General features: G+C 70.5%; 18 protein-coding genes. 11 read left to right on the top strand and 7 right to left on the bottom strand.

Annotation, left to right across the window (positions count from 1 at the left end):
• Positions 1 to 16: 16 nt before the first annotated feature.
• On the bottom strand, positions 17 to 1255 hold the full coding sequence (locus tag ACTOWY_RS17605; RefSeq protein WP_441310707.1) for an MFS transporter: 1239 nt from the start codon (positions 1253 to 1255) through the stop codon (positions 17 to 19).
• Positions 1256 to 1420: 165 nt separating this feature from the next.
• Between ACTOWY_RS17605 and ACTOWY_RS17600 the strand changes: the two genes are divergently transcribed.
• The 5 genes from ACTOWY_RS17600 to mgrA all read left to right on the top strand — a co-directional run bounded on the left by ACTOWY_RS17600 (position 1421) and on the right by mgrA (position 12824).
• Positions 1421 to 8647 carry an amino acid adenylation domain-containing protein gene (locus tag ACTOWY_RS17600; protein WP_441310706.1) on the top strand — a complete coding sequence of 2409 codons (7227 nt, stop codon included), beginning with the start codon at positions 1421 to 1423 and terminating at the stop codon, positions 8645 to 8647.
• Positions 8647 to 9633 (top strand): TauD/TfdA family dioxygenase, encoded by a 987-nt coding sequence (locus ACTOWY_RS17595; protein ID WP_441310705.1) that lies wholly within the window; start codon positions 8647 to 8649, stop codon positions 9631 to 9633. The genes ACTOWY_RS17600 and ACTOWY_RS17595 overlap by 1 nt, the downstream gene beginning before the upstream one ends.
• A gap of 58 nt (positions 9634 to 9691) precedes the next feature.
• The gene (locus ACTOWY_RS17590; RefSeq protein WP_441310704.1) at positions 9692 to 10207 is read left to right on the top strand and encodes a hypothetical protein; all 516 of its coding nucleotides are present in this window, start codon (positions 9692 to 9694) and stop codon (positions 10205 to 10207) included.
• A gap of 12 nt (positions 10208 to 10219) precedes the next feature.
• Entirely contained in the window at positions 10220 to 11131 is a 912-nt protein-coding gene (locus ACTOWY_RS17585) for an SDR family NAD(P)-dependent oxidoreductase (protein ID WP_441310703.1), read from the top strand.
• A 697-nt stretch (positions 11132 to 11828) separates the two neighbouring features.
• On the top strand, positions 11829 to 12824 hold the full coding sequence (gene mgrA / locus ACTOWY_RS17580) for an L-glyceraldehyde 3-phosphate reductase (protein WP_441310702.1): 996 nt from the start codon (positions 11829 to 11831) through the stop codon (positions 12822 to 12824).
• An 85-nt stretch (positions 12825 to 12909) separates the two neighbouring features.
• Here the strand turns inward: mgrA and ACTOWY_RS17575 are convergent, their stop codons facing one another.
• Together ACTOWY_RS17575 and ACTOWY_RS17570 are read right to left on the bottom strand one after the other, a co-directional pair.
• Positions 12910 to 13848, bottom strand: a complete 939-nt coding sequence (locus ACTOWY_RS17575; RefSeq protein WP_441310701.1) for a glycoside hydrolase family 6 protein — start codon at positions 13846 to 13848, stop codon at positions 12910 to 12912.
• 257 nt (positions 13849 to 14105) lie between these two features.
• The gene (locus ACTOWY_RS17570; RefSeq protein ID WP_441310700.1) at positions 14106 to 15131 is read right to left on the bottom strand and encodes a LacI family DNA-binding transcriptional regulator; all 1026 of its coding nucleotides are present in this window, start codon (positions 15129 to 15131) and stop codon (positions 14106 to 14108) included.
• 172 nt (positions 15132 to 15303) lie between these two features.
• Between ACTOWY_RS17570 and ACTOWY_RS17565 the strand changes: the two genes are divergently transcribed.
• Genes ACTOWY_RS17565 through ACTOWY_RS17555 form a run of 3 tightly spaced genes read left to right on the top strand, consistent with a single transcriptional unit; the run spans position 15304 to position 18216 of the window.
• Positions 15304 to 16611, top strand: a complete 1308-nt coding sequence (locus ACTOWY_RS17565; RefSeq protein ID WP_441310699.1) for an ABC transporter substrate-binding protein — start codon at positions 15304 to 15306, stop codon at positions 16609 to 16611.
• Positions 16608 to 17534 (top strand): carbohydrate ABC transporter permease, encoded by a 927-nt coding sequence (locus ACTOWY_RS17560; protein WP_441310698.1) that lies wholly within the window; start codon positions 16608 to 16610, stop codon positions 17532 to 17534. The genes ACTOWY_RS17565 and ACTOWY_RS17560 overlap by 4 nt, the downstream gene beginning before the upstream one ends.
• The gene (locus ACTOWY_RS17555) at positions 17527 to 18216 is read left to right on the top strand and encodes a carbohydrate ABC transporter permease (RefSeq protein WP_441310697.1); all 690 of its coding nucleotides are present in this window, start codon (positions 17527 to 17529) and stop codon (positions 18214 to 18216) included. Before ACTOWY_RS17560 ends, ACTOWY_RS17555 begins: the two co-directional genes overlap by 8 nt.
• Before the next feature lie 16 nt (positions 18217 to 18232).
• On the opposite strand, the gene ACTOWY_RS17550 is transcribed toward ACTOWY_RS17555, so the two are convergent.
• The 3 genes from ACTOWY_RS17550 to ACTOWY_RS17540 are packed head-to-tail and all read right to left on the bottom strand — an operon-like array spanning position 18233 to position 20000.
• Positions 18233 to 18763 carry a hypothetical protein gene (locus ACTOWY_RS17550; protein ID WP_441310696.1) on the bottom strand — a complete coding sequence of 177 codons (531 nt, stop codon included), beginning with the start codon at positions 18761 to 18763 and terminating at the stop codon, positions 18233 to 18235.
• Positions 18751 to 19254 carry an AAA family ATPase gene (locus ACTOWY_RS17545; protein WP_441310695.1) on the bottom strand — a complete coding sequence of 168 codons (504 nt, stop codon included), beginning with the start codon at positions 19252 to 19254 and terminating at the stop codon, positions 18751 to 18753. The genes ACTOWY_RS17550 and ACTOWY_RS17545 overlap by 13 nt, the downstream gene beginning before the upstream one ends.
• 44 nt (positions 19255 to 19298) lie before the next feature.
• Complete coding sequence (locus ACTOWY_RS17540) at positions 19299 to 20000, bottom strand: TetR/AcrR family transcriptional regulator (protein WP_441310694.1); 702 nt, start codon at positions 19998 to 20000, stop codon at positions 19299 to 19301.
• Positions 20001 to 20095: 95 nt separating this feature from the next.
• Here ACTOWY_RS17540 and ACTOWY_RS17535 point away from each other — a divergent pair, with 95 nt between their 5' ends.
• Complete coding sequence (locus ACTOWY_RS17535; protein ID WP_441310693.1) at positions 20096 to 20836, top strand: SDR family oxidoreductase; 741 nt, start codon at positions 20096 to 20098, stop codon at positions 20834 to 20836.
• A 16-nt stretch (positions 20837 to 20852) separates the two neighbouring features.
• On the opposite strand, the gene ACTOWY_RS17530 is transcribed toward ACTOWY_RS17535, so the two are convergent.
• Positions 20853 to 21452, bottom strand: a complete 600-nt coding sequence (locus ACTOWY_RS17530; RefSeq protein WP_441310692.1) for a TetR/AcrR family transcriptional regulator — start codon at positions 21450 to 21452, stop codon at positions 20853 to 20855.
• 61 nt (positions 21453 to 21513) lie between these two features.
• Here ACTOWY_RS17530 and ACTOWY_RS17525 point away from each other — a divergent pair, with 61 nt between their 5' ends.
• Positions 21514 to 21969: a GNAT family N-acetyltransferase gene (locus ACTOWY_RS17525; RefSeq protein ID WP_441310691.1), complete on the top strand. Its 456-nt coding sequence runs from the start codon at positions 21514 to 21516 to the stop codon at positions 21967 to 21969.
• Between the two features lie 41 nt (positions 21970 to 22010).
• Positions 22011 to 24929 carry a glycine--tRNA ligase gene (locus ACTOWY_RS17520; RefSeq protein WP_441310690.1) on the top strand — a complete coding sequence of 973 codons (2919 nt, stop codon included), beginning with the start codon at positions 22011 to 22013 and terminating at the stop codon, positions 24927 to 24929.
• The last annotated feature ends 13 nt before the right edge of the window (positions 24930 to 24942 follow it).

Raw genomic sequence — 24942 nt, 5'->3', positions numbered from 1 at the left:
GGGCTCGACGCTGTGTTCAGCGGACCGCGACCGGCTCCGCCACCGGCCGCGCCGAATCCAGACTGGGCGCGTTACGCACCGCCGGACTCACCGTGGCCACGATCGCCAGCCCGATCATCCACACCGCCAGCGCCCACACCGTCGCCCGCGCCCCGATCCACTCCAGCGCGAACCCGCCCAGCAACGACCCCAACGGCACCGCGCCGAACGCGATCATCCCCGCCGCCCCCAGCACCCGCCCCTGGATGTGATCCGGCGTCACCGCGAGCTGATAGGCCGAGATCGCCACATTCCACACCGGACCGACAAAGCACATCAGCGCGTACACCGCGCCCAGCACATAGGGATTGGGCACCAGCAACACCATCGGCACCAGCAGGCCCCAGGCCCAGTTCGCCGCGATCACCACCACCTTCATCGACAGCCGGCGCTCCAGCGCGGGCGCGGCCAGCGAACCCAGCACCCCACCCACCGCGGCCAGCCCGAACATCACACCCACCAGCGTCGGCGAGGCGCCGTAGTCCGCGGCGATCACGATCACCACCAGGAACAGCGCGCGGAACAGGAAGTTGCTGCCCGCCACCAGGAACGTGGTCATCCGCAGGAACGGCTGCCGCCACAGCCAGGCGATCCCGGCGCCCAGTTCCAGCCGCCGCGGCTTGCGCTCGGCCTGGAAATCAGTGCGGATCAACAACAACGAGACCAGCGACACCAGATAGGTCACCGCGTCGAACAGGAACGGCACCGCCCGGCCCAATCCGAACAACGCCCCGCCCAGCGGCTGACCCAGCATCGCCGCACCCCGCTCCCTGGCCTCGTTGCGAGACAACGCGAAGGTCAGCTGACTCGGGTGCACCACATTCGGCACCGCGGCCGCCGCCGCAATCTTGAACGTCACGGTCAGCACCCCCTCGACGAACCCGACCGCCAGGATGTGCGGCAACGTCAGCGAATCGCTCACCAGCGCCACCGCCAGGGTGCCGATGGCCAGCGCGCGCAGGATGTCGCACCAGATCATCACCCGCTTGCGGTTCCACCGGTCCACCAGTGCCCCGGCAGGCACCTGGAACACCAGTTGTGGCAGCAGCGCGATGAACCCGCTCAGCCCCGCGTCCACCGGCGAGCCGGTCAGCGCCAGCACCAGTAGCGGATAGGCCACGCTGGAGGCGTTCGCGCCGAGGCTGGACACCGCCGAACCCGACCACAACAGCAGGAAGTCCCGGTTACGCCGCAGCGGCGGCACCTCTTCGCTCATACGCCCGATGCTTCTCGGCGTCCAGAGCAGGACACAGAGAAGGACCGGCAACCACGCAGGCAGTCCCGGTTGCCGACAGAGGTACCACGCTGACTCTGCTCTACCACCCCCTCCGCTCGGCAGGCTGTCCACTGATCGGCCGACCCGGAGCAGGAAGGGCGAACGATGAGCACCAGCTCAATCTCCCGCGCGGAACTGTTGCAGCGCAGACTGCGCGGTCTCAGCCCCGCCGCACCGGACTCCGGGATCACCCCGGTCGCCAGGGATGGCGCGCTGCCGCTGTCGTTCGCCCAGCGGCGGCTGTGGGTGCTGGACCAGATCCAGCCCGGCGGCACCGAGTACCTGATGCCACTGCGCCTGCGGTTGCGCGGGCGCCTCGACGTGCCCGCGTTGCGCGCCGCCCTGGATGAGATCGTGGCCCGGCACGAGATCCTGCGCACCCGCTACTCCACAGTGGACGGTGAGCCGGTCCAGGTGATCGATCCGCCCGCGCCGATCACCTGGCGCGAGGCTGACCTGCGCGGCGCCAACTCGGCCGCCCGGATCGCCAAGCTGATCGACGCCGACGGGCAGCGCCCGCTGGACCTGGCCACCGAACACCCGATCCGGGCCCTGTTCATCCGGCTCACCGCCGAGGACCAGATCCTGCTGATCACCACCCACCACATCGCCGCCGACGGCTGGTCCGAGTCGGTGCTGCTGGCCGAACTGGACAGCCTCTACGCCACCTTCGCCGCCGGCATGCCCTCGCCACTGCCGCCGGTCCCGGTGCAGTACGCCGACTACGCTGCTTGGCAGCGCGAGCAGCTCGCCGGGACGAAGCTCACCGAGCAGCTCGCGCACTGGCGCAAGACCCTGGACGGCCTCACCCCCCTTGCCCTGCCTACCGACCGGTCGAGAGGCCCGATCCGCGACCCGCGCGGAGCCAGCGAGACCTTCACCCTGCCCGCGACCCTGGTCGAACCGCTGCTCGCCCTCGGCAGGCAGCAGGGCGCGACGCCGTTCATGGTGCTGCTGGCCGCCTTCCAGCTGCTGCTCGGCCGCCACGCCGGTCAGCACGACGTGGTGGTGGGCAGCCCGGTCGCCGGTCGCGACCGCGCCGAGACGCAGAACCTGCTCGGGCTGTTCGTGAACACCGTCGTGCTGCGCACCGACCTCTCCGGCGACCCGAGTTTCCTCGACCTGCTCGGCCGGGTCCGCGAGACCGCGCTGGATGCCTACGCGCACCAGCACACCCCGTTCGAGCGCATCGTCGACGCACTGGCGCCCGAACGCGATCCGTCCCGGAACCCGCTGTTCCAGGTCGTCTTCCAGCTCACCAGCCAGCAGCCCACCGAGCTGAGCTGTCTGCGCGCCGAGCAGGAGCCGGTCGAGTGGAACGCGGCCAAGTTCGACCTCGGCCTGGCCCTGGCCACCCACCCCGACGGCTCCCTGACCGGCCAGCTCGAATACGCCACCGCGCTGTTCGACCCCGCCACCATCCAGCGGCTGATCGGCCACTTCACCCAGCTGCTAACCAGCATCGTCGCCCTACCGACCGGTCGGGTGGGAACCCTGCAGCTGCTCACCCAGCCCGAACGTGAGCAGCTGCTCGGCCCGTGGGGCGGCACCGGCCGCCACTTCCCGGCCGCGGAATCCCTGGCCGAGGTGTTCCAGGCCCAGGTCCGCCGCGCCCCCGAGGCGATCGCGGTCCGGCACCACGGCGTCAGCCTCACCTACGCCGAGCTGAACACCCGCGCCAACCGCCTCGCACACGAGCTGCGTGCCCGCGGCGCCGGTCCCGACCACCTGGTCGGTGTCTGCCTGGAGCGCGGCCTGGACCTGGTCATCGCCCTACTTGGCGTGCTCAAGTCCGGTGCGGGCTACCTGCCCCTGGACCCGGCCGCCCCTACCGATCGGTTGGCTTACCTGCTGGATGACGCCGAGGTCGCCCTGGCGATCACCGGCACCCCGCTGCCCGGCGTCGACAGCCTTCCCGTCGACCAGCCCGGCCGCCCGGACACCGACCCGGAACCCCTGGCCGCGCCGGACAACCTGGCCTACGTCATCTACACCTCGGGCTCCACCGGCAAACCCAAGGGCGTCCAGGTCACCCACGCCAACGTGCTGCGCCTGTTGCGTGCCTGCGAACCCGACTTCGGCTTCGGCCCCACCGACGTCTGGACCCTGTTCCACTCCTACGCCTTCGACTTCTCCGTCTGGGAACTCTGGGGCGCCCTGTTGCACGGCGGCACCGCGGTGGTCGTGCCGTACGAGATCTCCCGGTCCCCGCGGGACTTCCTCGACCTGCTGGTCAGCGAACGGGTCACCGTGCTCAACCAGACCCCCTCGGCCTTCCGTGGCCTGGTCGAGGCGGTCACCCAGACAGACCTCTCTGCCGACGCGCTGTCCCTGCGCACCGTGGTCTTCGGCGGCGAGGCCCTGGACGTCACCGAACTCGCGCCCTGGTTCGACCGCTTCGGCGACCAGCGGCCCGAACTGGTCAACATGTACGGGATCACCGAGACCACCGTGCACGTCACCTACCGTCCGGTCGGTAGCGGCGACCTGAACGGGGACCAGCGCAGCCCGGTCGGCGGCGCACTGCGCGACCTCCGGCTGTACGTGCTGGACGCGGAACTGAACCCGGTCCCGATCGGCGTGCCCGGCCAGGTTTACGTCTCCGGTCCCGGCCTGGCCCGCGGCTACCTCGGCCGCCCCGCCCTCACCGCCGACCGCTTCGGCCCCGACCCCTACGCCACCACCCCCGGCGCGCGCATGTACCGCACCGGCGACCTGGCCCGCTACCGGGTCGACGGCGACCTGGAGTTCCTCGGCCGCGCCGACAACCAGGTCAAGATCCGCGGCCACCGCATCGAACCCGGCGAGATCGAAGCCGCCCTCACCACCCACCCGGCCGTGGACAAGGCCGTCGTGCTGGCCCACCAGTCCCGCCTGGTCGCCTACTTCACCGGCGCGCCTGCCGAGATCACCGAGCTGCGCGAGCACCTCGGCCGGACCCTGCCCGCCTACATGGTGCCCGCCCTGTTCGTGCCCCTGGACTCCTTCCCGCTCACCGTGAACGGCAAGATCGACCACGCCGCGCTGCCCGATCCGGACGCCCACCGCACCCAGCACACCGCCGATCAGCTGGCCCCGCGCAACCCGGTCGAACAGATCATCGCCGAGACCTGGGCCGAGGTGCTGGCGGTGCCCGCGGTCGGCGTGCGGGACAACTTCTTCACCCTCGGCGGCGACTCCATCCGCGCCATCCGGGTGGTCGGCGCGCTGCGTCCACGCGGCATCGACCTGTCCGTGCAGAACCTGCTGCTGCACCAGACCGTCGAGGAACTCGCCCGGTTCAGCGAGACCCACGACCAGTCCACAGTGGACAACGCCGAGGAGCACCGGGTCGGCGCCTTCGCCCTGCTCGACCCGGCGGACCGGGCCGCGTTGCCCGCCGGGCTGGTGGACGCCTATCCGATGTCGATGGTGCAGGCCGCGATGGTCTACCAGATGATCGCCGACAGCGAGGAAAGCCCGTACCACAACATCACCCTGCTGCCGATCAACGACGACGGCCCGTTCGACCTGACCGCACTGCGTCAGGCCGCGGCCCTGCTGGGACAACGGCACGAGATCCTGCGCACCTCCTTCGACCTCAACGGATTCAGTCAACCGCTCCAGCTCGTGCACCCGGCGGGCGCGATCGAGGTCGGCTACCACGACCTGCGGGACAGCACTGATCCAGACGCCGAGATCCAGCGCTTCATCAGCACCACCCGCGGCACGCCGTTCGACGTCGGCACCACGCCGATGCTGCGCTTCCACGCCCACCAGAGTGCCGCCGACCGCTGGACGTTCTCCTTCATCGAGTGCCACGCCATCCTGGACGGCTGGAGCCACCACTCGCTGATCACCGAGCTGATGGCCGACTACCGCGCCCTGCGCGCCGGCCGCGAACCCGCCGAGCCAACCGTCCACAGTGTCCGGTTCGCCGACTACATCGCCCTGGAACAGCGCTCACTCAAGGACAACACCGACCGCGAGTTCTGGCAGGACCGCCTCGGCCGGTTCGACCGGGTCGAGCTGCCCGAGGGCTGGGCGGCCGAACCCGGCAGCGGCGAGTCCGCGTACAAGATCGGCGTCCCGATCGCCGATCTCGAACCCGGCCTGCGCGCCCTCGCCGTGGTAGCGGGGGTCTCGCTCAAGAGCGTGCTGTTCACCGCGCACCTCAAGGCACTCAGCGTGCTCAGCGGCTCCACCCGGTTCCACACCGGCCTGGTGTGCAACGGACGGCTGGAGACCAGCGGCGGCGAGACCGTGCGCGGCATGCACCTCAACACCGTCCCGGTCGGCGTCGACCTGACCAGCTCCACCTGGCTCGACCTGGTGCGCCAGGTCTTCGCCGAGGAGGTCGCGGTCTGGCCGCACCGCCGATTCCCGCTGCCGGAGATGCAACGCGCATGGGGCGGCGGCGCCTCGCTGGTGGAGACCGCGTTCACCTACCTGGACTTCCACGTGCTGGACGCGCGCCGGATCGAGTCCGCCGGCGTGGTCGACGTCAGCCCCAACGAGTTCGCCCTGGATGTCTGGACCTTCCCCGGCGCGCTGTTCCTGGCCGCCCGGCCGGAACGGATCAGCCGCGCCAACGGCGAACGCCTGGCCCGGCTGTACCGGCGCATCCTGGAACTCATGGCCGCCGATCCGGGCGGCAACGCCAGGGACAACGGCCTGGACGAGGTGGAAACCGCACGGCTGCTCTCCTTCGCCCACGGCGAGGTGGCCGAGTATCCGGAGCTGTGCCTGCATGAGCTGTTCGAGCAGCAGGTCAGCCGGACCCCGGACGCGACCGCCCTGCGCTGCGCCGACGGGTCCACTGTGGACTATTCCGCGCTCAACGCCCGCGCCAACCGGATCGCACACCACCTGCGGTCCCTCGGCGTCGGCCAGGAGTCCAGGGTCGGCATCCTGCTCCGCCGCGGACCGGACCTGGTCGCCGCTCTGCTCGGCGTGCTCAAGGCGGGCGCGGCCTACCTGCCACTCGACCCCACCCACCCGGCCCAGCGTCTCGCCGACCTGCTCGCCGAGACCCACGCCGAGGTCGTGCTCGCCGACTCCACCACCGCACACCTGGTGCCAGGTAAGGAACTCGTCCTCCTCGACCAGATCAACCTTGACCATCAGTCCACAGTGGACCTGGTCCGAACGGCCTCTCCGGACTCGCTGGCCTACATCATCTACACCTCCGGCTCGACCGGCACGCCCAAGGGCGTCATGATCGAGCACCGCAACCTGGTCAACTACGTGCTCTGGTGCCTCGGCGCGTACACCCCGTTGCGCGGCAAGGGATCCCCGCTGTACTCCTCGGTCGCCTTCGATCTGCCGGTCACCTCGGTCTTCCCCGCGCTGCTCACCGGCCAGCCGGTCACCATCACCGCCGACGACGGCACCCCTGGCATCGACGCACTGGTGGCCGCGCTGGAGGAAGGCGAGTTCGGCCTGCTCAAATTGACCCCCTCGCACCTGGCCGTGCTCAACCAGTCGCTCACCCCGGCAGCGGCCCGCCGGGCCACCGGCCGGATCATCGCCGGCGGCGAGGAACTGGTGCGGGACATGGTGTCCAGCTGGGCACAACACGCCCCGGACACCGTGGTGGACAACGAGTACGGCCCCACCGAGACCACCGTCGGCTGCTCCTGGCTGGAAGCCCCGGCCAACGGCCTGGAACCCGGGGTGCTGCCCATCGGCAAGCCCATCGCCAACACGGTGATGCGGGTGCTGGACGCCAACCTGGAGCTGGTGCCGGTCGGCGTGGCGGGGGAGTTGTACATCGGCGGCGCCCAGCTCGCCCGCGGCTACGTCGAACGGCCCGAGCTGACCGCCGCCCGGTTCATCCCGGATCCCCTTGCCACACAACCAGGTGCGCGGCTGTACCGCACCGGCGACCTGGCCCGCTACCGCGCCGATGGCGTGCTGGAGTTCGCCGGCCGGGTCGACCACCAGGTCAAGATCCGCGGCTACCGGATCGAACTCGGCGAGATCGAGGCCGCCCTGCACCGCCAGGTCCCGCTGCAGGACGTCATCGTGCGCGTGCACACCGCGCCCGCCGGCGACAAGGAACTCATCGCCTACCTGGTGCCAGCCGAGGGCGCCACCCTGGATCTGACCGCCCTGCCCGCGAAACTGGCCGAGATCCTGCCCGATTACCTGGTGCCCCAGGCCTTCCTCGAACTCGACGAGCTGCCGCTGATCAGCAACGGCAAGGTCGACACCGCCCGGCTCCCGCAACCCGAACTGGCCAGGGTCAGCACCCGGTTCCAGGCGCCGCGCACCGCGGTGGAGAACATCCTGGCCCGTGCCTGGGCCGAGGCGCTGAAACGGGGCCGGATCGGCGTGCACGACAGCTTCACCGAACTCGGCGGCCACTCGCTCAGCGTCATGCGGATCATCGTGAAACTCCGCGAGGAACACGGCATCCGACTGTCCTTTCGGGACTTCTACGAGCACCGCACCATCGCCGAACTCGCCCGCGTGCTCGGCGACAGCAACGCCGAACAGTCCGAAGTGGACGGTCTGGACGCGGTGGTGTGGCTGCGCCGCGGCGGCACCAGGCCGCCCCTGTTCTGCGTGCACCCCGGCAGTGCGCACTGGTTCGCCCAGCTCGCCGAACACCTCGACCCGGACCAGCCGGTCGCCGCCTTCGAGTGGCCCGGCCTGAGCCGCCGCTGCCCGGCGCCGGAGAGCGTGCACCACATCGCCGAACTGAATCTCGCCCAGCTTCGCCGCCTGCAACCCAGTGGCCCCTACCGACTGCTCGGTTGGTGCGGCGGCAGCCAGATCACCACCGAGATGGCCCGCAGGCTGCGCGCCGAGGGCGAGCAGGTCACCTTCATGCTGCTCGACCCCGCGCTGGACAGCTACGAACGCGCCAACATGCACGAGTTCATGGCTCGTTTCCGCCGCGCCGAACACCTGTTAGCCGAACTGGCCACCGCCACCGCCGAGGAGATGCCCGGTCTCCAGGAACAGGCGGTGGCGGTGCTGGAGCTGATCGTCGACGACGGCCGGATCGATCCGCCGGTGCCGGGCGATGAGTTCTGGCCTGCCAGGGTGCGGGTGTGGCGCGAGCTGCTGCAGACCCGCCTGGACTACCGGCACGAGCCCTATCCCGGGTCGCTGCACCTGATCGCCGGGGACGAGCTGGCCGCCGGTGAACACGAGGTCGCCGTCGGCGTGGACTTCGTCGACTACACCCAGCGCTGGGCCGAACTGGCCACCGGTGGGCTGGACGTGCACCGGGTCGGCGGCAACCACCTCGGCGTCCTGCGGGCGCCGCAGGTCGGCGAGGTGGCGCGGGTACTGACCCGCCTGATGGCAACCCCCGAAGACGCGCAGAAGGATGTGAACTGATGTCGATGGTCCTCGAGGTCGACGCGCCCGCGGGCGTACTGACCCTCAACCGCGCCAACGCACTCGCCGTCGAGGAGGTCGCGAGCACGTTACTGTCCACCGAGGATGGACGCGTTGACGACCGCGGCTGGGTGCGCGCGGCCGCGGAACGCGCGCACGAGCTGCCGGTCTCCCTGCGCCGCGCGCTGTCCGGCTACCGGCGGGACTCCGGTCCCAGCGGCGCGCTGGTGATCCGCGGCCTCCCAGTGGACGAGTCCCTGGTGCCGGAAACCCCTGCACAGAGCGGATCCGTGCAACGCGCGGCCACCATCCCGGCCGCCACGCTGATGATGGTCACCCACCTGCTCGGCGACGTGATCGCGTTCCGCCCGGAGAAGTCCGGCGCCCTGGTGCACAACGTGGTGCCGGTGCCCGGCAACGAGGACTTCCAGGGCAACGAGGGCTCGGTGCTGCTGTCCTTCCACAACGAGAACGCCTTCCACGACAACCGGCCGGACTACGTGCTGCTGCTGTGCCTGCGTGCCGACCACGACCGCGAGGCCGGTCTGCGCACCGCCTCCATCCGCCAGGTGCACGACCTGCTGAGCGACCAGAGCCGGGAAGTGTTGTTCCGCCGGGAATTCGTCACCGCCCCACCCCCGTCCTTCGGCCTGCCCGCCGGCGAGACCGAACCGCACGCGGTGCTCACCGGCGCCCCCGACGACCCGGACGTCCTGGTCGACTTCGCCGCCACCACCCCGCTCACCGAGTCAGCCCGCACCGCCATGGCCGAACTGCAGAACCTGTTCGCCGCCAACGCGTTGACCCACTACCTGGTCCCCGGCGATCTGGCCATTGTGGACAATCGGGTGACCGTGCACGGCCGCACCGGGTTCACCCCGCGCTACGACGGCCAGGACCGCTGGCTGCAACGGAGTTTCGCCACCCAAGACCTGCGACGGTCCCGGGTGCACCGGATCGGCGACGGCCAGGTGCTGTACGGCTGAGCGGACCCCAGGCGTGGGCTTCGGCGGCGGAGCCCACGCCTGGCCCATCGGAGGGGCCATGGAACAGGCAGTCCTGCACCGCATCCACAGTTCCCACACCCACGCCAAGATCACCGTCACCGGCCAGGTCCCACTGGCCCCGCTGCTCCGCGCGATCGCGAACCAGCAGGTCCCCACCTACGCCATTACCTACCGACCGGACGGTTGGGCCGCGATAGTCCCCAGAACCACCGGCGTCCGCGTAGCCGCGGCCCTCCAGTCGGCCCGGCCCCACCTCGGCTTCACCCACCTCACCCTGGACAGCGACATCGCCGAGGTGGCAATCACCGGCTCCGGCCTGCGCTCGGACCCCGCCATCCGCCCGATCTTCTGCGAGGCCCTGACCAGAATCGGCGTCACCCTGGACTTCATGTCCGCCACCGGCAACCGCCTGGCAGTGCTGTGTCCCGACCGCCAAGCCGCCCCCGCCATCCGAGCCCTGCGCGAGGCGCTGGAGATCACGGTCGCCGGAGTCCTACTAACGGATGACTCATCCGCTTATGCTACGGTGCAGGCGGATAGCAAATCCGGTTAGCAGGAGGTAGCTGTGCGGACCTGGACCCTCGCCGACATGCCCGACCAAACCGGCCGCACGGCAGTGATCACCGGCGCCACCAGCGGCCTGGGCCTGGCCGTGGCGCAAGCCCTGTCCGCCCGCGGCGCCCGAGTGATCATGGCCATCCGCAACCCAGCCAAAGCGGAAACCCTGCGCCCCCAGTTCCCCAGCGCCAACCTGGCCATCCACAAACTGGACACCTCCGACCTCGACTCGGTCAGATCCTTCGCCGCCGACCTGGAATCCCGCGGCGACCAGGTGGACGTCCTGGTGAACAACGCCGGCATCGGCAACCAACCGCACGCGGTCTCCGCCCAAGGCCACGAACTCCACCTGGCCACCAACCACCTGGGCCACTTCCTGCTGACCGCACTGCTGCTGGCCAACCTGACCAACGGCAACGACCCCCGCGTGGTGACGGTGGCGTCCTTCCTGTACAAACTCGGCCACTTCGACTTCGACAACCTCCACCTCACCCGCGGCTACAGCTCAGGCCGCGCCTACGCGAACTCCAAACTCGCCAACGTCCTGTTCGCCACAGAGTTGGATCGTCGCCTCCGCGCCACAAACTCCCCAGTCAAAAGCATGCTCACCCACCCCGGCATTGCCCGAACCCCCATGCTCCGCAGCGCCCCCGGCCCCATCATCAGCCGCATCACCGGCGGCATCGCCGGCCTACTCGGCCGCCCGGTAACCCAGGCCGCTCTCCCCATTAACTACGCCGCAACGGCCCCCGAAGCCCCCGCCGGCCAGCTGCTCTCCCCAGGCAAAACCCTGCACAAAAACCAGGTAACCCAAGAACCTCTCCGCGGCCGGGGCCTGACCCCCACCGCCGCCGCCACCCTCTGGACCCACTCAGAAGCCCTCACCAACGCCACCTACCCCACTCCGCAAACCCCCTGACCCCACCCTGTGGACAGCCGCCCCCACGCCGCCAACTTCCCCGCTATGTTCAACTCACGACCAATCCACCCGCCCCAACCCCAGCCCCCAGAACCCCCGCGAGCGGCCCCCACGCCGCCTCGCAGCTGAACGCCGAACCACCCAAGTCGCACTGAGTAGTGAACCCTGGCTCAATGGATCGCTAGCAAGGGTGAACCTGGAATCCCCGTAATAGTGAACGCTCCAGGGAACTCAGCCCCATGGTCATTTCGTTACCGCAGTACAAAGCGGAGGGCGGCGCAGGACACCCCCAGGTCCCCAACCCAGCCGAGCCCACCCCGCCAGAGGCCCAAGAACAAAGGCACCCGGGGAACGAAAGCACCCGGGCTCAGACTTGACCCGCCCAGCCGGGGACCTGAAGAACAGGAACGCCAAGGGCCGGGGAACAACGCCCAGGGCTGGGGAGCGGTGCGGAGTGGCGGCGGAGCCGAATCCCAGTCTGGCTGAGTTGTGTCCCAGTCTGGCTGAGTCGTGCGCGCTGTGGGGTGGAGGTATGGCGAGGGATGGGGCTTGCCGGGATTCGGCGTGGCGTGGGGTGCAGGTGGAGTTGCCGACGGAGTCGTGGCCGCCGTGGTCGCCGGTGCCGCCGGTGGAGTGGGTCTGAGACCCCGGGTGGTTACGATCTCCTCGATGCGCCCACCTGGTAGCAAGGAGCACGATGACCTACCTCGCCGCTGACGCGCGTTACGACGCCATGCCTTATCGCCGGTGCGGTCGCAGTGGCCTGAAGTTGCCCGCGATCTCCTTGGGGCTGTGGCACAACTTCGGGCTGGCCAAGGATCTGGAGACTCAGCGCGACATCGTGCGGGCCGCCTTCGATCTGGGGGTCACGCACTTCGACCTGGCCAACAACTACGGGCCGCCGCCGGGGGCCGCGGAGGAGAATTTCGGGCGGTTGTTCGACGCGGATCTGCGGCCTTACCGGGACGAGTTGATCGTCTCGACCAAGGCCGGGTACCTGATGCACCCGGGGCCGTACGGGGAGTGGGGGTCGCGCAAGTATCTGGTGTCCTCTTTGGACGCCAGTTTGCGGCGGCTTGGGCTGGACTACGTGGATGTCTTCTATCACCACCGGCCGGACCCGGACACGCCCATCGAGGAGACCATGGGTGCGCTGGATTCCTTGGTGCGTCAGGGGAAAGCGCTTTATGCGGGGGTGTCCAACTACTCGCCGGAGCAGACCCGGGAGGCGGCGGGGGTGTTGGCGGAGCTGGGCACGCCGTTGCTGATCCATCAGCCTTCTTACTCGATGGTGAACCGGTGGATCGAGGACGGGTTGCAGGATGTGCTGGATGAGGTGGGTGCGGGTTCGATCGCGTTCTCGCCGTTGGCACAGGGGTTGCTGACCGATCGCTACCTGGATGGGATTCCGGCTGACTCGCGGGCCGCGGGGGCCAGTCCGTTCCTCAATGCCGAGCGGATCACCGAGCAGCAGCTCACGCTGACCCGTGGGCTCAACGAGGTTGCCCGGCAGCGTGGGCAGACCCTCGCGCAGCTCGCGCTGGCGTGGGTGTTGCGTGGGGAGCGGGTGACCTCGGCGTTGATCGGCGCGAGCAGTGTCAAGCAGCTCACCGACAATGTCGCGGCCACCGGCAATCTGGACTTCGCGGATGGGGAACTGGCCGAGATCGAGCGGTTGCTCGGCGGGAACTGACGTAGGCCGAAGTCCGGGGCAGACCAGGGCCTGGGGCAGGCTGGGCGCCTGCCCCAGGTGGGGCTAGCCGGTGGCTGGTTCGTGGTCAGCCGGTGGCCAGTTCGTAGGCGCGTTGCGGTACGAACTGGCCTGCGGGGCCGATGCAGCCGTCGGACTCGCCGGGCAGCTTCACCCAGAGGTAGGCCGCGATCAGCGGGTCGCCGGTGTTGGTGGTGCTCGGCGTGCCCACGGCGCGACCTGCCGGATCGCACCAGTCGCTGCCGAGCGGGCCGTTGCCGTTGCGGCTGGTGTCGATCACCGCGCGCAGCCGGGAGCTGCCCAGCCGGGACAGGATGTCCTTGGCGTAGGCGGTTTCCGCGCTGGTGTGCCGGTAGTTGGACACGTTCAGCGAGATGCCGTCGGCGCTGTTGAGCACATCCGACTGGGCGAGCCGGGTGGCCATCTCCGCGGCACTATGCCAGTTGGAGTGCGCGGCGTCGAAGTACACCTTGGCCGCGGCCGAACCGGACTTGAGCTTCTTGCCCGCGTACGCCATGGACGCCCGGGTTTCCGCCTGCTGGGCCTCGTTCTGGCAGTTGGACATCAGCGCCAGCACATCCGGTTCCAGCACGATGCTGGCCGGCCGCCCGGCCAGGCCCGCGGCGACCTGGTCCACCCACTGGCGGTAGGCGCTGTGACTGGGTGCGCCGCCGCCGCTGGGGCCGCCGCAGTCCCGGTTCGGGACGTTGTAGACCACCAGGATCGGCACCTTCCCGGCTCGCGCCGCCGCGCCGACCAGCTCGTGCACCTGGCCGCGCACGGTGTCGGTGTTGGTGCTGGTGAACCAGCGGGCCTGGGGCACCGCGGCGACCCGGTCGCGGATCACCGGCATGCGGCCGTCGCCGGGGTTGGCGGCCACCCACTTGGCCGCGTTGGTGGCCGGATCGACGTAGAAGCCCGAGGGTGCGGCCTGGGCCGGTGGGCCCAGCAGGGCGAGGGTGACGAGCGCCGTGCTGAGCACGGGCAACACTGACCATCTGCTCATCTGAACTCCGAGTTGCCGACGTGACAGGGACACAAGGCGGCGGATTCTGGGAGCGCTCCCAGAACGTGTCAGAGCTTACGGATGTGCTGCCCTGCTGGGAAGTGCGGCCTTTTCAGTTGGGTCGGGGATGCCATGTGGGCCGGGGGTGTTGTGCACGCGTCTCTACCGACCGGTCGGTAGAGACGCGGAAAGTCGTGGTGGCGGTGTGGCTGAACGTGGGGTAGGGCTCTGGACGCCGGGTCGGCCAGGCGGGTTGGTCAGGCCGAGGCGCGGCGGACCAGGCGGACCGGCAGCACCCGGCGGCGTGGTGGCGGGGTGTCGCCGTCGATGAGCTGGTGCAGGGTGGCCACCATCTGCCGGACCTGCTCCCGTGGGTCCTGGTGCACGGTGGTCAGCGGCGGGTTGGTCGCCTCGGCCAGGCCGGGGTGGTCGTCGAAGCCGATCAACGCGACATCCTCGGGCACCCGCCGGCCCGCGGTCTGCAGCGCGCGCAGGGCGCCGGCGGCCATGGGGTCGTTGGCCACGAAGACCGCGTCCAGGTTCGGCACCCTGGCCAGCAGCCGTTGCATGGCCTGCTCGCCGCCCTCGGTGGTGAAGTCGCCCTCCTCGGCCAGCCGGGCCGCGGCCCGGTCGGACAGGCCGAGGGTCTGCTGCCAGCCGGTGCGCCGGTCCACCGCCGAGCGCTGGTCCTGCGGGCCGGTCACGGAGCCGATCCGCTTACGTCCCAACGACTGCAGGTGCTCCACGGCGAGTTTCGCGCCGCCAGTGTTGTCGAAGTCCACCAGGTGCAGGCCGCGGATGGCCCCGCCCGGCCTGCCGCCGCCGTAGACCATCGGCAGCCGCAGTGGGCGCAGTGCGGCGGGTAGCTGGTCGGCCTGGTGCGAGGCGAAGATCAGCGCGCCGTCCACGTGCCCGCCGTCCAGGAAGCGCACCGTGCCCGGAATGTCCTCCTCGCTGTCCACCAGCATCATCAGCATCTGACTGCCCAGCGCGGACAACTGGCGGAAGGCGCCGCGGACGATCTCGGCGAAGTAGGGGTCCTCCAGGAACTTGGTCTCCGGCTCGGAGAGCACCAGGGCGACCGCGTTGGTGCGGCGGGTGACCAGCGAGCGGGCCGCCTGGTTGGGCGAGTAACCCAGCTCGCGGGCGGAGTCGAGCACCCTCTCCCTGGCCCGGGCGCTGACGTAGCTCTCCTCGTTGAGCGCCCTGGACGCGGTGGACCGGGAGACGCCCGCGTGCGCGGCGACATCCTCCAGCGTCGGCCGTGCCTCATCTCGGATCACACCCGTCACCCTATCCGGCCCGCGCCACCCAGCACGGCCTAACCCGGGCAACGCGGCCGAACGGCTGAAACCGGTCAGGACCCGACCTCCGCAGGGCGCTGATCCGCGGCGATCCCGGCATCCTGGAGAGCGCATTCCACGCTGCCGCCGCCACGGTCAGATGAGGAGCGTCATGCGGTTACCCGGACTCGCCGCGGTCGGCCTGATCCTGTTCGCCATCGGCCTTTCCGGCTGCGACCCGGCCGAGGATCGCGGTGGCAGCGGCACGCTCACCTACTGGGCCAGCAACCAGTCGGCCAGCCTGGACCGGGACCGGGAGATCCTCACCCCGCCACTGGCCGAGTTCACCCGGCGCACCGGCATCGAGGTCGAGCTGGAGGTGATCCCCTGGTCGGACCTGCTCAACCGGATCCTGGCCGCGGCCTCCAGCGGACAGGGGCCGGATGTGCTCAACATCGGCAACACCTGGTCGGCCTCGCTGCAGGCCAGTGGCGCGCTGCTGCCCTTCGACGAGCCCGCGCTGGCCAAGGTCGGCGGCCGGGACCGGTTCCTGCCCAGCACACTGACCTCCACCGGCGCGGCCGGGCAGCCACCGGCGGCGGTTCCGTTGTACGGCCTGGCCTATGGCCTGTACTACAGCAGGAAACGCTTCGCCGAAGCGGGGATCAGCGCCCCGCCGGGCACCTGGGCCGAGTTCCTGGACACCGCGCGCAAGCTCACCGAACCGGCCAAGGACCGCTGGGGGCTGGGCATCATGGGGTCCAGCTACACCTCGAACGCGCACCTCGCGTTCATCTTCGGCCGCCAGCACGGCGCGACCCTGTTCGAGGGCAACAGGTCCACTGTGGACTCACCGCAGCTCGCGGCCGGGATCGGGCAGTACCTGGACCTGGTGGCCGGGGCGAAGGTGGTCAACCCGGGCAACGCCGAGTACCAGAACGACACCCAGCCGCTCAAGGACTTCGCCACCGGGCGGACCGCGATGGTGATGTTGCAGAGCCACGCCACCATGGGCCTGCGCGCCAACGGAATGGCCGACCAGGATTACGGGGTCGCGCCGATCCCGGTGCCGGATCCGTTGCCACCGGGCGGAAAACGGATCACCAGCCACGTGGCCGGGATCAACCTCGGCGTGTTCGCCGACACCGACAACACCGAGGGCGCGCTGAAGTTCGTCGAGTTCATGACCAGCCCGGACACCCAGCGCACGGTCAACGCCGCGCTCGGCTCGCTGCCGGTGGCCACCGCCGCCTACGACGATCCGCGGTTCCAGGGCCCGGTGCCGCGGACCTTCCGGGAGGTGCTGGCCGGCACCGCCGAGACCATGCCGATGATCCCCCAGGAAGCCCAGTTCGAGACCCTGGTGGGCACCGCGGTCAAGGATCTCCTGACCAAGGTCGCAGGCGGCGGGACCGTCGCGGTGGCCGACATCCGGGCCGAGCTGGTCGCGGTCGACGAGCGGATGCGCGGCGGCGGATGAACGGGCCTGCCCCGGGTCGGCGCCGCGCGGTCCGGCTGCTGCCGTACCTGTTGCTGGCGCCCGCGTTGCTGGTCGAACTGCTGGTGCACGTGCTGCCGATGCTGGCCGGTGCGGTGATGAGTCTGTTGCGGCTCAACCAGTTCGCCATCCGCGACCTCACCCGCGCCCCGGCGGCCGGACTGGACAACTACCGGCTGGCCGCCGACCTGACCGGCCCGGTCGGCGCGGATCTGTTGCGCTCCTTCGGGATCACCCTGGCCTTCAGTCTGCTCGCGGTGAGCGGGGCGTTCCTGCTCGGCCTCGCGGGCGCGGTGGCGATGCGCAAGGCGTTCCGGGGCAGGACAATGCTGCGCACGCTGCTGCTGATCCCGTTCGCACTGCCGGTGTTCTCCAGTGTGATCACCTGGAACTTCATGCTGCAACGCGACACCGGCCTGGTGAACACGGTGCTGGTGGACTGGCTCGGCCTCACCGAGGACCGGATGTTCTGGCTGGTCGGGCCGAACAGCTTCGCGAGTCTGGTCGTGGTCGCGGTGTGGCGGACCTGGCCGTTCGCCTTCCTCACCATCACCGCCGGGCTGCAGAGCATCCCGGCCGAACTGTACGAAGCCGCCGACCTGGACGGCGCGGGCCCGTGGCGCCGGCTGTCCTCGGTGACGCTGCCGCTGCTGCGGCCAGTCAACACGGTGCTGGTGCTGGTGCTGTTCCTGTGGTCCTGCAACGATTTCACCACCCCGTTCACCCTCTTCGGCGCGGCCGCCCCTGCCGAGGCGGACGTGGTGTCCCTGCACATCTACCAGTCCTCCTTCGTCACCTGGAACTTCGGGCTTGGCTCGGCGATGTCCATGCTGATGCTGGGTTTCCTGCTGCTGGTGACGATCGGCTACCTGGCGCTGACCGGACGGAGGCGGCGGGATGCGTGAGTCCGCGGTGGTGCGCTGGTCGCGGCGGCTGGTGATCGTGGCGCTGACCGGGTTCGCGCTCACCCCGGTGTATGTGATGATCACCTCCGCGGTGAAGCCGCTGCGTGATGTGCAGGGCCCGTTCACCGCCTGGCCCAGCGTGCTCACCCTGGAGCCGTTCCGGGAGATGTGGCGCACGGTGCCGCTGGCCCGGTACTTCCTCAACAGCGCGGTGGTCGCGCTGGGCGCCACCGCCTGCTCCATGCTGATCGCGATCCTGGCCGCGTACTCGTTGAGCCGCTACCGGTTCCGCGGCCGTGGCGCCTTCCTCACCGCGCTGCTGTCCACCCAGATGTTCCCCGGCATCCTGTTCCTGCTGCCGCTGTTCCTGTTGTTCGTCAACCTGGACCGGGTCACCGGGCTGCGCCTGTTCGGCAGCCAGGCCGGACTGATCATCACCTATCTGACCTTCGCGCTGCCAGGGGTGGCCGCGGTGGCGATCTACAGCTTCATGACCGCCTGGAGCGAGGTGCTCTTCGCCTCGGTGCTCACCACCGCCGACACCCGCACCCTGGCCGTGGGTTTGCGTGGTTACGCCACCCAGTCCAGCGTGTACTGGAACCAGGTGATGGCCGCCTCGCTGGTGGTGAGCATCCCGGTGGTGCTGGGGTTCCTGTTGTTGCAGAAGGCATTGGTGCGCTGACTGACCGCGGGCGCGGTCAAGGGCTGAGCCAGGCCGCCCGGACCGCGACGGCCACCTCGGTGATCGACAGGTCGTCGGTGTCCACCTGGAGGTCGCCGAACGGGCGGCGGACCGGCGATTCGGCGGCGATCCGGCGCAGCTCGTCCGGATCGCGGCCGCGCAGGTCGTCACCGGGGATCGGCGGACCGTGTCCCTGGCCGCGGGCCAGGATCCGTTCGGTCAGTCGCTCGCGACCGGCCCGCAGCTCGCACACGGTCAGCCTGATCCCGGGCAGCGCCCCGGCATAGGAGTCGAGCACGGCGGGCCCACTGATGTCGCCGGAGAGCACGAGCGATCGGATGCCGTTGGCGCGGAAGGTGGTCCAGGCCGACGCCAGGTTGCGCGCGGTCAGCCAGGTCGAGTCGGGATGGCAGAAGCCGAGCTGGGCCAGGTCGAGGTAGGCGACGGCGACTCCGGTGCGCGCCAGGTGCGCGTAGATCTGCCAGCCCACCACCGACTTGCCGACCGCGCGCGGCCCGCACAACAGCAACGCCGTCACCGCGGCCACCGCTCCAGCACCAGCCGCGCGACCGCCACCGCGGACAGCCCGGTGGTGTCCACGCACAGATCGGCGAAGTCGTCGCGGTCCATGGCCGCGGCCTCCCGCACCGCGGCCTCGGCCAGTTCGGTCAGCCAGCCGCGCCGGTGGATCCGGTCCCGCAGCTCCGTGGCCCTGACCCGCAACCGGCACAGCGTCACCGCCGCACCGGGCAGCGCGCTGGTGTAGCGCCGGGCGATGGCGGCGTTCTCCAGGATGCCGGAGACGATCAGTCCTTCTCTACCGACCGTTCGGTAGGCGGGCAGCATCGCGGCCAGGTTGGCCGCCTTGATCCGGTGGTTGGCCGGGTCCTCGGCGGGGGCGGGGGAGCACAGGCCGAGCTGATCCGTGTCGACATAGCCGGTCCCCGGCAGCTGGGTGTGGATCTCCCAGCCCACCGTGGACTTGCCCACGCCGGAGGGGCCGCACAGCCACAGCACCGGGAAACGATCACCAGCCACCCGGTGCAGGGTAGTGCGGCCCGGATCGGGGCGGCCAGCGGATTTCAGGCGTCCGCGATCCGGTCCAGCCACTCCACCAGCAGCGCCTGCTCGGTCCCGGTCAGCGCCGCCACCGGCTCACTGCGCAGCGCGGCGGCGAGTCCGGCGGCGCGGGCGGGCACCGCGGTGTCGCCGAGCGCCTGCCCGCCGGTGGTGATCGAGCTGATCACGTGCTCCCGGGCGGCGGCGGCGAACTCCATGTCCCGCTCGTCCTCCGGGGTGCCGATCAGGGTCAGCACCACGCCCTTGCCGGTGGCGTGCACCAGTTCCGCGCCGCGGCTGACGCTGACCCGCAGCTGGCCTGCCTCGGCGATGCGCTGCACGATCCGGCGCAGCTTGTTCTCCGCCTCCTTGCCCGCCGCGGAGGAGGCGCCTGCCTTCGGGTCGCCGTACATCAGCAGGTAGAAGGCGGGGTGGGTCAGGCCGAACTGGACGTGCAGGTCCCAGCCGCGGCGCAGGTCCTGGACCGGGTCGGCGCTCTCGCCGAGGGCGACCTTGTCGGTCAGGTACTCGGCGAAGCCGTGTGCGGCCACCGCCTCCAGGAGGCCGTCCTTGTCCCCGAACAGCCGGTAGAGAGTGGGGGCCTGCACCCCGGCCGCGGCGCTCACCGCACGGGTGGACACCGCGTCCCGGCCGCCCTCGGCCAGTAGCTCGGCAGCCGCTCTCACCAGGCGGTCCCTGGTGGCCTCGGCGCTCTTCTCGGTCATGCAATCAACGATAACAAACTTCTAGTAGCGCCGCTCCGGTATCAGTGATACGGTGATGGCGTTAGCAACGGAAACACCAGTTAGGGAGTGGAACGATGACTGTTCCTGCGCAGCAGCGGGTCGCGATCGTCACCGGTGGATCGCGCGGCATCGGCCGGGCGAGCGCACAGCGGCTGGCCGCCGACGGCCAGGCCGTGGTGCTGGTCTACGGCGGCAACAAAGCCGAAGCCGACCAAGCGGTAGGGGAGATCACCGCGGCCGGCGGGCAGGCCATCGCGGTACAGGCCGACGTGGCCGACGAGGCGGCGATGACCGCGGTCTTCGACGCGGCCGAGCAGGCCTTCGGCGGGGTGGACGTGGTGGTGCACGCGGCCGGGATCATGCACCTGTCCACCGTGGCCGAGTTGGACCTGGATCAGCTCGACCGGCTGCACCGGACCAACATCCGGGGCCCGTTCGTGGTGGCCAAGCTGGCCGCGAACCGGGTCCGCCAGGGCGGCGCGATCATCAACTTCTCCACCTCGGTGATGGGCACCCTGCTGCCGACCTACGCCGCCTACACCGCCGCCAAGGGTGCGGTGGAGGTGCTGACCAAGATCCTGGCCAAGGAACTGCGCGGCCGGGACATCACGGTCAACGCGGTGGCTCCCGGCCCGACCGCGACCGCGTTGTTCCTGGAGGGCAAGGACGCCGACCTGATCGACCGGATGGCCAAGATGGCCCCGCTGGAGCGGATCGGCACGCCGGAGGACATCTCCGAGGTGGTCTCGTTCCTGGCCGGTCCGGCGCGCTGGGTGAACGCGCAGGTGTTGCGCGCCAACGGTGGCATGGTCTGATGCGCGCGGGGCCTGCTCACGCCGGGGGATCGGTGAGGTCCAGTGCGGCCAGGGTCGAGTTCAGCACCGCGATCTGCCGGGTCGGCCGGTAGGTCTCCGGATCGGCCACCGCCAGGGTGTTCATGCCCTCGATCAGCGAGACCAGGGACAGGCTCACCGTGGCCCGCCGCGCCTTGGTCCACTGTGGACGGACCTGGCCGACCAGGCGGTCGATCCGGCTGAGGAAGGCCCGGTTCGCGCTCCGGTGCCGGTCGGCGAGATCGTCGTCACCCAGGGCGGCGGCCAGGTAACCCAGCCACACCCTGGCCTCCTGCTGTTTGGCCGGATCCACCGAGGCGGCGTGCCGCAGCACCGCTCGCAGCACCGCCGCCGGTGACCCGCCGGTCCCGGACAGCTCGTCCATCGCGGCCCCGGTCCGTTCGTGCAGCAGATCCCTGGCATGGCGCAGCAACGCCCGCTTGTCCGGGAAACGGTGCAGCACCAGGCCGGTGGTGCAGCCCGCCGCCGCGGCCACCGCCCGCAAGGTCAGCCCCTGCGGACCCGCCTCGGCCATCAGCCGCCACACCGCCGCGGAGATCCGCCTGCCCTGCTCCGCCCGATCCGCGATCCTCGCCATCGGCCACCACCTCTCGTAACGCATGTTACCGTAACGTCTGTTACGACGAGAGGGGTGGCTGATGAGCTTCCAGGTGACCGAGGTGAGCTGGGCGGATCCGGAGGGCGCCGTGCTGCGCAAGGCGCAGCAGGAGGAGCTGGACGCCCGCTACGGCATCGACGACCATGAGCCTGGCCCACCGCCGTCAGCGGCCGATATCGCGGTGTTCCTGCTGGCCAGGGATGCCGACGGGCAGGCGGTCGGCTGTGGCGCGCTGCGGGTGCTGGGGCCGGATTCGGTGGAGATCAAGCGGATGTACGTGACGCCGTCGGCGCGCGGCAGCGGGGTGGCGGTGGCGTTGTTGCGGGCGCTGGAGAACGAGGCCCGGCGGCGGGAGTTGCGCACCCTGCTGCTGGAGACCGGGACCGAACAGCCGGAGGCGATGCGCTTCTATGAGCGCGAGGGCTACCGGCCGATCGAGAACTTCGGCGTCTACGTCGGCTCGAAGCTGTCCCGCTGCTACCGGCGGGACCTGTAAAACCGGATGTCACCGCGGCGGCCCGCACCTAGACTCGGGCCATGCCGACCATGCCGACCATGCAGGACGTGTTGCTGGCGTTGACGAACTACTGGACGAGCCAGGGCTGCCTGGTCGTTCAGCCGGTCAACTCCGAGGTCGGCGCCGGAACCCTGAACCCGGCCACCATCCTGCGCGCACTCGGCCCTGAACCGTGGCGAGTGTCCTATGTGGAACCCAGCGTGCGCCCGGACGACTCGCGCTACGGCGAGAACCCGAACCGGCTGCAGACCCACACCCAGTTCCAGGTGCTGCTCAAGCCCGATCCCGGCCACGCGCAGGAGCTGTACCTGGGCAGCCTGGCCGCGATCGGCGTGGACGTGGCCGCGCACGACATCCGGTTCGTGGAGGACAACTGGGCCTCGCCCGCCCTGGGCGCCTGGGGCCTGGGCTGGGAGGTGTGGCTGGACGGCCTGGAGATCACCCAGTTCACCTACTTCCAGCAGGCGGGCGGCCAGTCCCTGGCCCCGGTGTCGGTGGAGATCACCTACGGCGTCGAGCGGATCATGATGGCGGTACAGGGCGTCGAGCACTTCAAGGACATCGCCTACGCGCCCGGCATCAGCTACGGCGAGGCGTTCGGCCAGGCCGAGTACGAGCTAAGCCGGTACTACCTGGACGAGGCCGACGTGCCGATGACCAGGGAGCTGTTCGAGGCCCAGGCCGCCGAGGCCCGACGCCTGCTCGACCGGCGGCTGCCGGTGCCCGCGCACGGCTGCGTGCTGCGCTGCTCGCACCTGTTCAATGTGCTCGACGCGCGCGGTGCGGTCAGCGCCACCGAACGCGCCCAGTACTTCGGCCGGATGCGCGCGCTGGCCCGCGAGGTCGCCCAGCTCTGGGCCGAGCGCCGCGCCGAACTCGGCCATCCCCTTGGCAGCACTGCGTTTCCGCCGCCCGCCACACTGCCCGAGGTGCTGCCGGAAGTCACCGAACCGGCGACGCTGGTCTTCGAGATCGGCGTGGAGGAACTGCCGCCCGCTGAGGTGACCCGCACCGTCACGGCGGTCCGGGACGCCCTGGTCAGGCGGCTCGGCGCGACCCGGTTGGCACACGGCGAGATCCGGGTGCACGGCACCCCGCGGCGGATCGTGGCCGTGGTGGACGCGGTCGCGCCCCGGGAGACCGACGCCGAACGCACCGTCCGCGGCCCCGGCCTTGACCGGTCCTATGTGGACGGTGTGCCGACCAAGGCCGCCTTGGGTTTCGCGCGTGGTCAGGGTGTCGCGGTCGAGGCGCTGGAACGGATCGGCGAGCACGTCGGCGTGCGCCGGATCGAACCCGGCCGGGGCGCGGTGACCGTGCTGAGCGAGTCGCTGGCCCACCTGGTCGGCGAGTTGCGGGCGGAGCAGAACATGCGCTGGCACGATCCCGTGCTCTCCTTCGCCCGCCCGATCCGCTGGCTGCTCGCCCTACTCGGCGACACCGAGATCCCCCTGGCAGTGTCCACAGTGGCCGGTGGCCGGACCACCCGGGTGCACCGGAGCGCGCCGCGGCCGGTGGTCGAGGTGCCCGCTGCCACCGGCTACCTCGATTTCCTCAAGCAGCACAACGTGATCGCCGACGCCGAGGAACGTCGGGAGCTGATCGTCGAAGCCGCCACCGTGCTGGCAAGGGAAGTCGGCGGTGTGCCGGACTTCGGTGTGCTGGCCGAGGTGGTCAACCTGGTCGAGTCGCCGACCACCATCCTGGGTGGCTTCGACCCGGCCTACCTGGCGCTGCCACCGGAGATCCTGACCACGGTGATGCGCGAACACCAGCGCTACCTGGCGGTCCGGGACGCCGAGGGCGTGCTGCTGCCGCACTTCCTCGCGGTGGCCAACGGCGACTGCGTGCCCGAGGTGGTGCGCGCGGGCAACGAGGCGGTGCTGCGGGCCAGGTATGAGGACGCGGCCTTCTTCTGGCGCGCCGATCTGACCCGCACCCCGGACAGTTTCCGCGCCGACCTGGCCGCGCTGACCTTCGCCGACCGGCTCGGCTCGATGGCCGACCGCGCCGACCGGATTGCCTCGGTGGCAACGGAATTGGCCGCCGAGATCCCGGTGGACCGGGACGTCCTGCGCCGCGCGGGCGAGCTGGCCAAGTTCGACCTGGCCACCCACCTGGTCGTCGAACTGCCCGCCCTGGCCGGTGTCATGGCCCGCGACTACGCCCGCCGCGCGGGTGAGTCCGAGGCCGTCGCCCAGGCCCTGTTCGACCTGGAACTGCCGCGCACCGCCACCGATGACCTGCCAGCCACCACCGTTGGCGCGCTGCTCGCCCTGGCCGACCGGTTCGACCTGCTGGCCGGCCTGTTCAGCGTCGGCGCCGCGCCCACCGGCAGCTCCGACCCGTTCGGCCTGCGCCGTGCCGCCCAGGGCATCCTCGCCATCCTGCGCGCCCGCCCCGAAATCCCGCTCACCCTGGACGACGGCCTGCGCGCCGCCGCCCGCCACCTGCACACCGATCCACCGGCGCAGGCCCGAGATTTCCTGCTCCGCCGCTACGAACAGCAACTCCTGGACGCGGGTCACGACCACCGCCGGGTCGCCGCCGTGCTGCCCCTGGCCGCCTCGCCCGCCACCGCCGACGCCACCCTGCGTGAACTGGTCGAGCTGAGCGCGGACCCGGGTTTCGCCGACCTGGTCGCCGCCGTGCAACGGGTCCGCCGGATCGTCCCGCCGGGCACCGCCGCCGGGTACGACCCGGCCCGCCTGGTCGAACCCGCCGAGATCGCCTTGCACCAGGCCGTGTCCACGATGGCGCCCGCGACCGAACTGGCCGGGTTCGCCCGCGCCGCAACGGTTCTCATCGACCCGGTCACCCGGTTCTTCGAGGATGTCTTGGTGCTGGTGGACGATCCGGTCCTGCGCGCCACCCGGCTCGGCCTGCTCGCGAGCATCCGCGACCGGGCCGACCGGGTGCTGGACTGGTCCGCGCTCTAGGCTGGCCATCAAG

Origin of the sequence: Crossiella sp. CA198 (assembly GCF_052078295.1) — a bacterium.
Taxonomy (GTDB): domain Bacteria; phylum Actinomycetota; class Actinomycetes; order Mycobacteriales; family Pseudonocardiaceae; genus Crossiella.
The sequence above is the reverse complement of the archived record's forward strand: the minus strand, read 5'-3'. Positions and strand labels throughout refer to the sequence as shown.